The organism is Micrococcus sp. EYE_212, assembly GCF_023147585.1.
GTDB lineage: Bacteria > Actinomycetota > Actinomycetes > Actinomycetales > Micrococcaceae > Micrococcus.
In genome coordinates, this window is sequence record NZ_JAHXOZ010000008.1 from 102991 (window position 1) to 116359 (window position 13369).

General features: G+C 70.3%; 11 protein-coding genes and 1 CRISPR repeat array (1 of these 12 cut by a window edge). All 11 genes read left to right on the forward strand.

Annotation, left to right across the window (positions count from 1 at the left end; all coding sequences use genetic code 11):
- Positions 1–59 precede the first annotated feature (59 nt).
- The 11 genes from KZX60_RS06945 to cas2e all read left to right on the forward strand — a co-directional run bounded on the left by KZX60_RS06945 (position 60) and on the right by cas2e (position 13041).
- Entirely contained in the window at positions 60–1337 is a 1278-nt protein-coding gene (locus KZX60_RS06945) for an NADH:flavin oxidoreductase/NADH oxidase family protein (RefSeq protein WP_248116778.1), read from the forward strand.
- Between the two features lie 598 nt (positions 1338–1935).
- Positions 1936–3324 (forward strand): replicative DNA helicase, encoded by a 1389-nt coding sequence (gene dnaB / locus KZX60_RS06950; RefSeq protein ID WP_248116780.1) that lies wholly within the window; start codon positions 1936–1938, stop codon positions 3322–3324.
- A gap of 64 nt (positions 3325–3388) precedes the next feature.
- Positions 3389–3835, forward strand: coding sequence for a GNAT family N-acetyltransferase (locus tag KZX60_RS06955; protein ID WP_282442665.1), 447 nt, complete (start codon positions 3389–3391; stop codon positions 3833–3835).
- A 162-nt stretch (positions 3836–3997) separates the two neighbouring features.
- Positions 3998–6802, forward strand: a complete 2805-nt coding sequence (gene cas3 / locus KZX60_RS06960; RefSeq protein ID WP_248116784.1) for a CRISPR-associated helicase Cas3' — start codon at positions 3998–4000, stop codon at positions 6800–6802.
- The gene (gene casA, locus KZX60_RS06965) at positions 6799–8481 is read left to right on the forward strand and encodes a type I-E CRISPR-associated protein Cse1/CasA (RefSeq protein WP_248116786.1); all 1683 of its coding nucleotides are present in this window, start codon (positions 6799–6801) and stop codon (positions 8479–8481) included. Before cas3 ends, casA begins: the two co-directional genes overlap by 4 nt.
- The gene (gene casB / locus KZX60_RS06970; protein WP_248116788.1) at positions 8478–9119 is read left to right on the forward strand and encodes a type I-E CRISPR-associated protein Cse2/CasB; all 642 of its coding nucleotides are present in this window, start codon (positions 8478–8480) and stop codon (positions 9117–9119) included. Before casA ends, casB begins: the two co-directional genes overlap by 4 nt.
- 37 nt (positions 9120–9156) lie before the next feature.
- Positions 9157–10323 carry a type I-E CRISPR-associated protein Cas7/Cse4/CasC gene (cas7e, locus tag KZX60_RS06975; RefSeq protein ID WP_248116790.1) on the forward strand — a complete coding sequence of 389 codons (1167 nt, stop codon included), beginning with the start codon at positions 9157–9159 and terminating at the stop codon, positions 10321–10323.
- Positions 10320–11018, forward strand: a complete 699-nt coding sequence (gene cas5e / locus KZX60_RS06980) for a type I-E CRISPR-associated protein Cas5/CasD (protein WP_282442667.1) — start codon at positions 10320–10322, stop codon at positions 11016–11018. The genes cas7e and cas5e overlap by 4 nt, the downstream gene beginning before the upstream one ends.
- Positions 11019–11032: 14 nt before the next feature.
- Entirely contained in the window at positions 11033–11710 is a 678-nt protein-coding gene (cas6e, locus tag KZX60_RS06985; RefSeq protein ID WP_248116792.1) for a type I-E CRISPR-associated protein Cas6/Cse3/CasE, read from the forward strand.
- Between the two features lie 3 nt (positions 11711–11713).
- A complete protein-coding gene (gene cas1e, locus KZX60_RS06990; protein WP_248116794.1) occupies positions 11714–12658 on the forward strand; it encodes a type I-E CRISPR-associated endonuclease Cas1e in 945 nt (314 codons plus the stop codon).
- A complete protein-coding gene (gene cas2e / locus KZX60_RS06995) occupies positions 12658–13041 on the forward strand; it encodes a type I-E CRISPR-associated endoribonuclease Cas2e (protein ID WP_248116833.1) in 384 nt (127 codons plus the stop codon). The genes cas1e and cas2e overlap by 1 nt, the downstream gene beginning before the upstream one ends.
- A 51-nt stretch (positions 13042–13092) precedes the next feature.
- A CRISPR array of direct repeats spans positions 13093–13369; the repeat unit is 28 nt; unit sequence GTGCTCCCCGCGCGAGCGGGGATGAGCC (it continues 4326 nt past the right edge of the window).

Genomic DNA, 13369 nt, shown 5'->3' on the forward strand with positions numbered 1-13369 from the left:
CCGGCCGACGCCGTCGTCGCCGGGTGCCCGGTGCGGGTGCCGCGTGCCAGGGTGGGGGCATGACCGACGCGACCCCTGCCCCCACTCCCGACTCCGATCCCACGACTGATCCCCGCGCCGCCGGCGCCCGCCTCGGCGCCCCGCTGACCCTGCCGAGCGGGGCCGTGCTGAAGAACCGCATCGCCAAGTCCGCCATGAGCGAGGCGCTCGCGGGCAGGGACCTCGCCCCCACCGTGGCCCACGAGCGGGTCTACGGGCGCTGGGCGCGCGGCGGCGCGGGCCTGCTGATCACGGGCAACGTGATGGTGGACGCGCACGCCCTGGGCGAGCCGGGCAACGTGGCGGTGGAGGACGGCCGGCACGCGGCCGCACTGCGCCGCTGGGCCGAGGCCGGCACTCAGGGCGGCGCGCACCTGTGGATGCAGCTCAACCATCCCGGCCGGCAGGCGCCGAAGTCCGTGATGCGCACGCCCGCCGCCCCGAGCGCGGTGCCCCTCGGCGGCTCCGCGGGCCGCTTCTTCGGCATGCCCCGCGCCCTGGAGACGCAGGAGGTGCGCGGGATCGTGGAGCGGTTCGCCGTCACGGCCGCCCACGCCCGGGCCGCGGGCTTCACCGGCGTGCAGATCCACGGTGCGCACGGCTACCTCGTCAACCAGTTCCTCTCGCCCGAGGCCAACCGCCGCACGGACCGCTACGGCGGGGACCTCGAGGGGCGCATGCGCTTCCTCGTGGAGATCTACGCCGCGCTGCGCGAGGAGCTCGGGGACGGCTTCCCGATCGGCCTCAAGCTCAACTCCTCCGACTTCTCCGAGGGCGGCCTCACCGAGGAGGACTCGCGGCGGGTGGCCCAGCGCATGGGCGAGCTGGGCCTGGACCTCCTCGAGGTCTCCGGCGGCTCCTACACCAGCCCCGCCATGATGGGCGGGAACAACGACGGCGGCACGTACTTCGAGCGGTACGCCCGCCGCCTGCGGGACGTCACCGACGTCCCCGTCATGCTGACCGGCGGATTCCGCTCCGCGGCGACGATGGCGGCGGCGCTCGCGGACGGGGTGACCGACGTCGTGGGCCTGGCCCGGCCGTTCGTGATCGAGCCGGAGCTGGCTGCCCGGGCGATCGCGGGGCAGGAGATCGAGGTGGAGCTGCCGCGCGTGAAGACCGGCCTCGCCGCCGTGGACTCCACGCTCGGGCCGGCACTGGCCCTGCCCTGGTACGAGCTGCAGCTGGCCCGGCTGGGGAAGGGGCTCGAGGCGCAGGATCGGATGAGCGCCGTCGCGCCGGTGGTCCACATGGTGCGGCAGCACGGCCCGGCGGCGCTCAGCCCGCGGCGGGGGTGAGGCCGCGGCGACGGGAGTGTCCTCCGGGTTAACAGGAGGTGTCAAGCTGGCTCTCCCCAGGTCAGGCGGGTTTGTCCACAGTGTTTGTCCACAGATGTGGACGGTGTGGATGGAATGCGGGCCAACCCCCGTTGCCAGAGGGGAGAGACGGGGGCAAGGGGGGCCTGTGTCAAGTCGACTCCGCGCTCTCCAGGAGCGGAAGAATTTTCTTCTCCACAGTCGTGGGGATAGGAAAACGCCAGGTCAGACGCCGATTCTGGGAGACGTCACAGGGCTGTCCACAGCGCCGTCCCCAGGGCGTCCACACGACACGCCGCAGAATCCACCCGTTGTCCACACTGGCTGTGGACAACGTGCTTGCCCGGCCCCCTGACCGCGCGTAGTGTCCCGAAGTATCCCCAACGCGAGAGCGGGTATTGGCCCCAGGCCCTCGAGCCAGGCGCGCATCCGCTTGCATGATCGTCGCGGCCGGGGGCCGCCGCATCCGCCTCTCGCAGGTGGGTGCGGCGGTTCACCGTGGGGACCAGCAGGATCAGGGGCCGGCGCGCGCCGGCCATGGGGGCCGCCGTCGTGGGGGCCGGGGAAGGGAGTCTCCGCAGTGACGGACAACTACGGAGACTCGGGCTCCTACGACGGCGGCCGTTCCACCGAGCGGTTCCTCCCGCCCCAGGACCTGGAGGCGGAGCGCTCGGTGCTGGGCGGCATGATGCTCTCCAAGGACGCGATCGCGGACGTGGTGGAGCTGCTGCGCGGCCATGACTTCTACCGCCCCAGCCACGAGATGATCTATGAGGCGATCATCGACCTCTACGGCCGCGGCGAGCCCGCCGACGCCGTCACCGTGGCGGACCTGCTGAACAAGCGCCAGGAGCTGAGCCGCGTGGGCGGCCCCGCCGTGCTCCACGAGCTCATCCAGTCCGTCCCGACGGCAGCCAACGCCAACTTCTACGCGGCGATCGTGGCCGAGAAGGCCATCCTGCGGCGCCTGGTGGGCGCCGGCACCAAGATCACGCAGCTGGGATACCAGGGCGACGGCGAGGTCGAGGAGATCGTCAACGAGGCCCAGTCCGAGATCTACAAGGTGGCGGAGAACCGCCAGTCCGAGGACTACGTCCAGCTCTCGGAGATCATGGAGCACGCGGTGGACGAGATCGAGGCCGCGGGCAACCAGGGCGAGGGCATGACCGGCGTGCCCACGGACTTCTACGACTTCGACGAGCTGACGCAGGGCCTGCACGGCGGGCAGATGATCGTGATCGCGGCGCGCCCCGCCGTCGGCAAGTCCACGCTCGCGCTGGACTTCGCGCGGGCCGCGGCCATCCACCACAACATGGCCACCGTGTTCTTCAGCCTCGAGATGGGGAAGAACGAGATCGCGATGCGCCTGCTGAGCGCCGAGGCGACGATCGCGCTGCAGGACCTGCGCAAGGGCACCATCCGGGACGACCAGTGGTCCAAGATCGCCGCGACGGTGGGGCGGCTGAACGAGGCGCCGTTCTTCATCGACGACTCCCCGAACATGACCATGATGGAGATCCGCGCGAAGTGCCGCCGGCTCAAGCAGCGCAACAACCTCAAGATGGTGGTGCTCGACTACCTGCAGCTCATGAGCTCCGGCAAGAAGGTGGAGAGCCGCCAGCAGGAGGTGGCCGAGTTCTCGCGCGCCCTGAAGCTGCTGGCCAAGGAGCTCGACGTGCCGGTGATCGCGTTGAGCCAGTTGAACCGTGGAAGTGAGCAGAGGACGGACAAGCGGCCCCAGGTGTCCGACCTGCGCGAGTCCGGCTCGATCGAGCAGGACGCGGACATGGTGATCCTGCTGCACCGCGAGGACGTATATGACAAGGAGTCCCCGCGGGCCGGCGAGGCGGACCTGATCGTGGCGAAGCACCGCAACGGGCCCACGAAGACCATTGTGGTGGGGTTCCAGGGGCACTACTCGCGGTTCTCGAACCTGGCGAGTGACGCGGCGGGATCGGGAAACTTCTAACAGCTCCGATGTCGAGATGCAGCGAAGATTTCACGAACGTGTGAAGGGCCTGGCGTGAGTTTGGTTGACACGAGCTGTCGGGCGAGGGCAGTCGCCGACTCCGCGCTCACCGTCCGCCTGGTCGCCGACGACGCGGTACCGGACATCGCGCGGCCGCAGCTGGGTCGCCGAGATGGGAGGGCGCCTCGTGGCTATTTCGACCATCTCCCTGCCGCCGTCGCCCGGGCTGCGCGAGCTCAGCGATGAGGCCGCCGTGCCCGGGCGGGCGTGGCTGAACCAGATGGCCGTCCACCCCGACGTGCGGGGCACGGGTCTCCCCCGGCGGCCGTGGGAGACCGGCCGGACGTGGGCGGCGGGGCAGGGGACGACGTCAGTCTGCGTGGACACCGCGGCGCCCGCCGAGCCCCTCGTCGCGATCTACCGCGTATGGGGCTTCGAGCCGACTGGCACCATCCACTGGGAGGGCAAGAGGTACGACAGCGTGGTGATGGTGCGGCTGACCGTGGAGTGAGCGGTCCATGCCGCAAGGGGCCTGACCGTGACACATGACACCCTGAGGATGCACACTCGTTCCTGAGGCCGGGCCTGGGTTCAGCCCAGCACGGAGCCCCTCGGTCGGCCACGCACCAGGATGGAGGACCCTGCGGTGAGATACAGGCGGGGGGCGTGCAAGGTGAGATGGAGTGAGCAGGCCAGAAGCCTCTGGGCGAAGACCGGGCCGGAGTCCGAGGACTGGCTGCCCCTGGTTGCGCATCTGACGGACAGCGCCGCTGTGGGCGCCCTGTTGTGGCGAGAGTGGCTGGCCCCGGGTGTGCGGCGCACCCTCATCGAGGCACTTGATCTCGAGGATGACGGGGAGAAGTTCGCCGCGTGGCTCGCCGGGGTCCACGACCTGGGCAAGTGCTCTCCGGCATTCGCGGGGCAGCTGATGGACCTGCCCGACCGCGCACGATTCAGCGATCGCATCATCGACGCCGGACTTCCCCTCGCTCACCGGGCGTCACGCCTCGGCTGGTATCCGCACTCCGCTGCCAGCGAGGTCGCCATCGCGCGCTGGCTGCGGGACGCCTTGCCTGGACCGGGCGCTCGTAGGAACAGCATCCGAGCCCTGGCCGCCGTCGCCGGAGCGCACCATGGGCTTCCTTCCCGCGAATCCATGCGGAGTGCGTGCGAGGCCGATCTGTCCGGAGAATGGCTCCAGGTGCAGGATGAGCTGCTGGACGGAATCACGGACATCACGGGGGCTCGCGAAGTGCTCTCCCGGGTGCTTCGGCGCCGGTTTCGCAGTGACCACCAGATGCTGTTGACGGGCCTCGTGATCATGGCGGACTGGATCGCCTCCAACCAGGACCTCTTCCCCTTGAGCACGGTGGAAGGACGAGACGACCGGATCCCGGGGCAACGAGCGCAGAGGGCGTGGGCGGCTCTCGACCTCTCCCCTCCGTTGCGGACGGCGCCTGTGTTAGAGGCGCCCGGCGAGGCCTATGGCCGACGCTTCGGCTGGCCCGCGGGACGTGAGCCGTGGCCCGTCCAAGCCGACGTCCTCGAGATGGCACGCGGCCTGCCCGATGGCGGGCTGGTCTGCGTGGAGGCCCCCATGGGCGTCGGTAAGACGGAGGCCGCCCTCATGGCCGCCGACGTGCTCGGTGCGGCCACTGGACGAGGCGGCCTCCTCTTCGCGGCCCCCACCATGGCGACGTCGGACGCCCTCTTCCGGCGCGTGGCCGACTGGGCCGAGCGGGCCGGGGTGCCGGAGTTTCCGGTCTCGCTGTTCTTGGCCCACTCGAAGTCCGTCCTCAATGAGGACGCGCAAAGCCTGCCGCGACAGGGGTTGGGCGTCGCCGCCGTCGGTCTCGACGAGCCGACGGACCACGCCTCCGTCGTCGCCCACGAGTGGCTGAGCGGCAGGAAGAAGGGTCTGCTCTCGACGGTCGCCGTGGGAACGGTGGACCAGGTGCTGTTTCTCGCGCTCCAGACCAAGCACCTGATGCTCCGCCACCTCGGGCTGGCCTCGAAGGTGGTCGTGATCGACGAGGTCCACTCCTACGACGCCTACATGAGCCGGTATCTGACCCGCGCCCTGCAGTGGCTCGGTGCGTACGGCGTGCCGGTCGTGCTCCTGTCCGCGACGCTGCCGCACGCGGTGAAGGCCGAACTCGTGGCGGCCTACCGCGCCGGTCTCTCCGGCAGCCGCCAGCGGCCGCAGGACGTCCCCGACACGGGCACGTCCTACCCCGTCCTCACGTCGGCGACCGCGGACGAGGTTCGCAGCGTCGTCACGCCCCCCTCGGGCCGAGCGCAGGAGGTCATCGTGACGGGGGTGGAGGACGACGCCGAGACTCTCGTGGAGCTCATGCAGCCTTGTGCCGACGACGGAGGCTGCCTGCTGGTGGTCTGCACCACGGTCGCCCGGGCGCAGCGTGCCTACGAGCTGGCGCGTGAACTCGTCGGGGAGGACGCCCGCCTGCTGCACGCGCGCTTCATCGCGGCGGATCGGGTGGCCCTCGAACAGGAGCTGACGGCGGAGCTGGGGCCGGAGGCTCGCCGGGGTGCGGGGCGCCCGCAGCGGCGCATCGTGGTGGCCACCCAAGTGGTCGAGCAGTCGCTTGACCTGGACTTCGACGGCATGGTCACGGACGTCGCCCCTGTCGACCTGGTCCTCCAGCGATGCGGACGCGTGCACCGTCATGCCCGCCCCGAGGGCGAGCGTCCTCCGTGGGGGGCGTCTGCACGGGTCTGGGTGCGCGGCATGGAGTCCCGTGGCACCGCCGCGACCCCGCCGACCTTCGAGGCCGTGCAGGAGCTGATCTACGCCCCCGCGGTGCTGCTGCCGACGGCCTTCGCGCTGGGGCTCCACGACGGCGGACGGGTGCTCCAGCTGCCCGGGGACATCCCCGGTCTCGTCCGCGAGGTCTACGGAGACCATCCGGCGCTTCCTCTGGAGTGGGACGAATCGTGGCGGGCAGCGCGTGAGCGCTGGGATGCCGAACGCGCCGACGCCGGGCGGCTCGCCGAGGGGTACCTCTTGGGGCTGCCTCAGTCCGTCCAGGACTTCGAGGAGCTCTGGACGATGGCGGGGCGGGAGACCGACTCCCCGGCGGGTGAGGCACGCGGTCTCGCGCAGGTGCGGGACACGGATCCCACCCTCGAGGTGCTCCTGACAAGGGCCGCAGACGGCGGCTACACCACCCTCTGGGCCGGGCAGGACGACCCCGTGGTGTCCGCGGGGCAGGTCCCGTCCTGGCGCACCGCGAGGGACATCGCCGCGAGCTCGGTGCGGCTGCCGTACCGCTTCTCCCGCCCCCGGCTCTTCGACGCTGCGCTTGACGAGCTCGAACGAGGGACGGACCTGGCGTGGCAGCAGTCGCCTCTGCTGCGTGGCCAGCTGCAGCTCTGCGTGGACGAAGAGGGGCGTGCCGTCGTCGCCTCCCACCGGCTCCGCTACGACCTCGAACTCGGACTGATGGAGGAAGCATGACCCAGGATCGCGGATCAAGCGGGGCCTCGTTCTCGCTGGTGGACGAGCCATGGGTGCGTGTCCAGATGACGGACGGCACACTCGAGGAGCTCTCCGTGCGGGAGGTGTTCCGCCAGGCCCGCCGCATCGGGCGGCTCTCGGGGGAGACGCCCCAGCAGGACGTCGCGCTCCTCCGGCTGCTGCTCGTGGTCTACTGGCGCGCCCATCGGCATGACCCCCTGCTCCAGAACGACGACGCCGAGGACCACGCCGAATGGTGGGTCGGACAGTTCACCGGTCCGACCGAGGACCTCGACGCCATCGAGCACTACCTCGATGAGATCGCTCCGCGGTGGGACCTCCTCGACCCAGCCGTCCCGTTCATGCAGGTGGCCGACCTGCAGACTGCCAAGGGGGCGCCCAGTGACGTCGCGAAGCTCATCCCGGACGCCGAGTCACCGTACTTCTCCGTCCGGGCCGGTCGGGCGCTCGAGACCCTCGGCTTCGCCGAGGCCGCGCGGTGGCTCGTCCATCTGCAGGCGTGGAGCTATTCGGGGATCAAGTCCGGTGCGCTGGGCGACCCGCGGGTGAAGGGCGGAAAGGGGTACCCGATCGGCACGGGATGGAGCGGCCGCGCCGGAGGCGTCGTGCTCCACGGGCACGACTTCGCCGAGACGCTGGTGCTCAACACCGTGGTGCCCTTCGTCTTCACGGAAGAGACCGAGCGGGACCTGCCCGTCTGGGAACGCGAGCCGGACACGGCCGCACCACGGGGAACGGAGCGTGCAGCGGGACCCTCGGACCTGCTGACGTGGCAGATCCGCCGCGTCCGGCTGTTCCATGACGGCACCCAGGTGACCGGCGCCCTCGTCTCCAACGGTGACCGCCTCGAGTCACAGGATGAACTCGCCGACCCGATGACCGCCTACCGCCGCGGCGACGCCCAGTCCAAGGCGGCCGGCCGAGACGTCAGGATGCCCCGCCGGCACGCCCCCGAACGGACCCTGTGGCGGGGGATCGAGCCGTTGCTCGCCCGCACCGAGGAGTCCTCAGCTGCAACCAGCCCCCCGAGGACGGTCACCGCGCTGCGCGGGATGCGCCAGTCGTTCATCGACGCCGGCCACCAGGCCGAGGACCTCATCGTCACCGTAGAGCTCGTCGGCATGGACTACGGCACCCAGGACGCCGTCGTCGTCTCCACCCTGCGCGAGGAGTTGCCGCTGCGGCTGGCCGTCCTCCTGGAGGAGCAGCCGAGGACGCGTCGCGTGCTGATCGACGCCGCGCAGGCGACGATGGAGGGCGCGATCGACTTCGGCCGGTTCTCCGGGGCCCTGCGACAGGCGGCGGGCGCGGATTACGCCTTTGACTCGCACGCGACGGCGGCGCTCCTCGCGGACCTCAACGAGCCCTTCAAGGCCTGGCTCGCCGGCGTGACCCCGGAACGGGACCCGGCGATACAGCTCGAGCAGTGGATCTCGTCGGCCGAGAGGGAGATGCTCGCACGCGCCACCGCCGCTGTTGCGTCCGCCGGTCCACGAGCGGTGGTGGGACGCGAAGACCAGAACGGACGACTGCTCTCCGCGGCATCCGCCCACGCCCTGTTCCGGCGCAGACTCTCCGCCAGTCTGGGCCGCGGGACCTCGCGCTCCCGACCCCGGACCACCACACCCCTTACCCCGGCCACCGAGAGGCGATCATGACGGACACCGTTCCCACCGCGGCACCCCAGGCCACCGTGCAGCCCCCATCGTTGTATCGGGCCGTCGCCTCGGCGGCCCACCGCCTGCAGCGTGAGCTCCTGGACCAGAACAGCCATCTCGAATCGAACGCGCGCTCCGTCCTCAGTCGGCTGCGACGTGCCGTCGCCTCAGACCTGGGAGAGGACCCCCTCGCTTGGTGGGCGGTCTCTGAGGAGGTGCTCGGCGACCTCCCCGAGGGGGACATCGGTCGCGGAGATGAGCCGTCCTTCTCGGAATGGGCCGCCTTCACGGCGATCACGCTGTTCGCCGTCCACCAGCAGTCCCAGTCGGCGCCGATGCATGTGGCCGCCGTGGACCTGGGACGGGCCGTGGGCACGCTGCGGCGCCGTTCGGACAGCGGCTCTGTGAAGCAGCGGCTGGACGCCGTGATGCTGGCGCCCACCCCCACGGCGCAGCGCTATCACCTGCGCTCCCTCATCACGTTGCTCTCCTCGCACGGGATCGGTCTCGACTATGGCCGCCTGGCCGAGGATCTCCGGGCCCTGCGTCATCCGCGTTCCCGGCCGGGCGTCGTCGTGCGGTGGGGCCGCGAGTACGCGGCCGCCCTGCACGCCCAGCCCGGCGACGTCGCCGACTGACCCCCTGATCCCCTCCGCACACATCGAAGGACGAACCATGAGCCTGTTCATCGACATCCATGCCCTCCATACCCTGCCCCCGAACAACATGAACCGCGACGACACCGGATCGCCCAAGACCGCCATGTTCGGTGGAGTACCCCGCCAGCGGGTCTCCTCGCAGGCGTGGAAGCGGGTGATCCGCCAGGACTTCGAGAACTACCTCGACACCTCCGAGCTGGGCGTGCGCACCAAGCGCGTGGTCGAGAAGATCGCGCACCGCGTCCTCGAGCTGCAGGGCAACTCCGAGCCGAACGTGGACGATCCCGCGGACCGCGCGGCCCTGGCCGAGGCGGCCGGCGGGGTGGAGGCCGTGCTCAAGGCGGCCGGCCTCAAGCCGGAGAAGAAGAAGACGAAGAAGGGCGCCACCGAGGAGGAGCAGCTCGAGGCCCTCTTCGCCGAGGTCTCCTACCTCCTGTTCCTCAGCGATCAGCAGGTCACGCGGGTGGCGGAGGCCGTCATCGAGCGCCCGGAGCGTCCCTGGACCAAGAAGGAGGCGGCGGCGATGCTCGACGACGCCCACTCGGTGGACGTTGCTATGTTCGGCCGCATGGTCGCGGACGTCACGGCCTACAACGTGGACGCCGCGGTGCAGGTGGCGCACGCGATCGGCGTCAGCCCCTCCGAGCCCGAGTTCGACTACTTCACCGCCGTGGACGACGTCCGCGAGGACGCGGAGGAGGCCGGTGCCGGCATGATCGGCACTGTCGCCTTCACCTCCTCCACGCTCTACCGGTACGCCAACGTGAACGTGGACGCCCTGGTGGCCAACCTCGGCTCGAAGGAGGTCGCCCTGCGCGCCGTGGCCGCCTTCGTGCAGGCGTTCATGACCTCGATGCCGACAGGCAAACAGAACACGTTCGCCAACACGACGCTCCCGGACGCGGTCGTCGTCGCCGTGCGGCAGGACCGACCCGTCTCATGGGTCAACGCCTTCGAGGTGCCGGTGCCCGGTGATGCCGAGGGAGGCCGACGGATCGAGGCGGCGCGACGGCTCGCCCAGGAGGCGACCGCCCTCGACGCCATGTACGACACGGCGCCACGGAAGACCTGGGTGCTGGGGTCCACCGCGTTGCAGGGGGCCCTGGATGGCCTCGGCGCCTCAGTCAACCGCACCCGGCTGCTGGCAGAGCTGAACGCAGAGCTGGCGGAGGTGCTGGCATGACGTCTCTGCTCCTTCGACTGAGGGGGCCGATGCAGTCCTGGGGCCATGACAGTCGCTACCAGGCACGCCGGACGCACCACGTGCCCACGAAGTCCGCTGTGCTCGGGCTGCTCGCGGCCGCGGAGGGCCGACGCCGCACGGACCCCGTGGAGGACCTTGCAGGGCTCGAGTTCGCGGTGCGAGTCGACCAGCCCGGGACGTTGTTGCGCGACTACCAGACTGCCGTCGACTGGCGGAAGGGGCCACCCGCGAGGCTCAGTGAGCGCTTCTACCTGCAGGATGCGTGCTTCGTGGTGGCCGTCTCCGGGGAAGACCAGGTGGTGCACGGCCTCGCCGACGCCGTGCGGTCGCCGCACTTCCCCCTGTTCCTGGGGCGTCGGTCGTGTCCCGTCGGCCCGGACCTCCTCGTCGGTGTGGTGGACGGTGGCGCGGAGGAGGCCCTGCGTTCCCTCGAATGGCAAGCGGCACCTTGGTATCGGCGCACGCGCGGCACGGAGGTCGCCCTGCAGATCTACCGCGACGCGCGTCCCGGCGAGGCCGTCGAGGAGCGGCTCAACGACGTCCCCGTGAGCTTCGACCCCCAGAAGCGGGACTACCGTTGGCGCGCCGTCCACATGCCTGACCCGCACGTGGTGGAGAACCCGGAGGGCTTGAAGACGACTGATCCGTTCTGGGAGGCGGTGGTGAGCCAATGAGCGTCCTGACAAGGATGGCGCTGAACCCGGCGACCCGCGGGGGTCGCAAGCTGCTGTCCAACCGGCAGGCGATGCATGCGGCCGTCATGAGTGCGTTCTCCCCGGACGCCCATGACGACATGGACGGCAGGATCCTGTGGCGGATCGACCATGACGGCCATCGGCACGTCCTGTACATGGTGAGCCCGGTCCAGCCGGATCTCATCCATGTGGTGGAACAGGCTGGCTGGCTTGGGCAGTCGTGGGATGCCGTCTCCTACGACCACTTCCTGGGCCGTCTGGCCAGAGGGCAACGGTGGGGGTTCCGGCTGACGGCCAATCCTGTGCGGGCCGTCGCCCGCAAGGACGCGCGCAGCAAGGTGGTGCCGCATGTCACCCCCGCCCAGCAGGTCGGATGGCTCAACGAGCGGGCCGCGGGGTGGGGCTTCAGCTTGGCCACGCCGGACGGTTCGGGGAATCCCGAGGAGAGCGGAGGAGATCATGTGCTGGTCTCTCAACGCCATGATGACCGGTTCGGCCGCGTAGACGGGGACGTGGGGCGCCGGCGACGGGTGACCCTGCGGATCGCCCAGTTCGACGGCGTGCTGGAGGTGACCGATGCCGCCGTGCTCCGAGGGGCGCTGCTGAGTGGCATGGGCCGCGCCAAGGGCTATGGGTGCGGCCTCATGACGCTCCGACCCGTGGGGGGATGAGCCGTGTCCGCTGACAGGTCGCACATGCAGGCGCGGGAGCTGACTCGAATCTCCGAGCGGTTCTCCTTCGTCTACGTGGAGCGCGCCACGGTGCACCGTGAGGGCAACGCAGTCACGGTGACCGACCAGGACGGTGTGCTCCACGTGCCGTCGGCGAGTCTGGGTTGCCTCCTCCTGGGGCCCGGGACACGGATCACCCACGCCGCCATGTCCCTGCTGGGCGAATCCGGCGCCTCCGTGGTGTGGGCCGGGGAGAACGGGGTCCGCTTTTACGCGGGCGGTCGGTCTCTCGCGCGGTCGACCAGGCTGTTGGTCCAGCAGTCGCGGCTCGTCTCATCTACGCGCAGCCGCCTGGCGGTGGCCCGGCGGATGTACGCGATGCGGTTCCCCGGTGAAGATGTCTCGGCGCTGACCATGCAACAGCTGCGTGGTCGGGAAGGGGCTCGTGTTCGCGGCCTCTATCGGGCCCATGCGCAGCGGACGGGCGTCGACTGGGGGCGCCGCGACTACGACCCGCAGGCCTTCGAGGACGGCGACGCTGTCAATCGGGCCCTGACCGTCGCGAACACCTGCCTCTACGGCATTGTCCATGCCGTGGTGGCCGCCCTGGGCTGTTCCGCCGGCCTCGGCTTCGTTCACACCGGCAACGACCGCTCGTTCGTCTACGACATCGCGGACTTGTACAAGGCGGAGATCAGCATCCCCGTCGCCTTCGACGTCGGGTCGATCGACGACGCCGACGTGGAGCCGGAGACCCGCAGGCGCGTGCGGGACGCCGTCGTCCAGAACCGGCTCCTGGAGAGGTGCGCGAAGGACATCTCGACTCTCCTGCTGGGCGAGAGCCCGGAGACCCCTGAGGAATGGGTGCAAGACGATGCACTGTCTCTGTGGAGCGGGCGCGCGGGAGGCGTGGTGGCGGGTGGGGTGAGCTACGGGGCAGAGACGTGATGGTCCTCGTGGTGACTGCCGCCCCGGCGGGTCTGCGAGGTGAGCTCACCCGCTGGCTGCTGGAGATCGACGCCGGGGTATTCGTCGGAAACCCGAGCGTCAGGGTCAGGGACGAGCTGTGGAAGCGGACGAAGGAGTCCATCCGAGACGGCCGAGCGCTGCTGGTCTACCGTGCGAACAACGAGCAGCAGATGCGCATCGAGACGCATCGGCATCACTGGACGCCAGTTGACCTGGACGGGCTCACCCTCATGCGCCGGCCTCTTCCCTCCGACGGCGAGACGGGTTTCGCACGACGTGGCACAGGCTGGAGCAATGCCCGTGGGCGGCAGAGGTCGCTGAGGCCGTCCTGGCGACGAGGGCCATCGCCCGAAAGTGAATGAGAAGGGCGCGTTGTGATCGCCATACCCTAGGGTTTTCGACGATCTTCAAGTGTGCTCCCCGCGCGAGCGGGGATGAGCCCATCACCGGCACCCAGGGCACGTGGACCCGCACGTGCTCCCCGCGCGAGCGGGGATGAGCCCCGGCAGGTAGTCCCCTGTGAGGCGACAGCCCAGTGCTCCCCGCGCGAGCGGGGATGAGCCCCAGACGTCCCCCCGGTAGTGCTGGCCGTCCTCGTGCTCCCCGCGCGAGCGGGGATGAGCCGCACCAGTCGCCCTTGGTCGGGCCGACCACCTGGTGCTCCCCGCGCGAGCGGGGATGAGCCTCGGA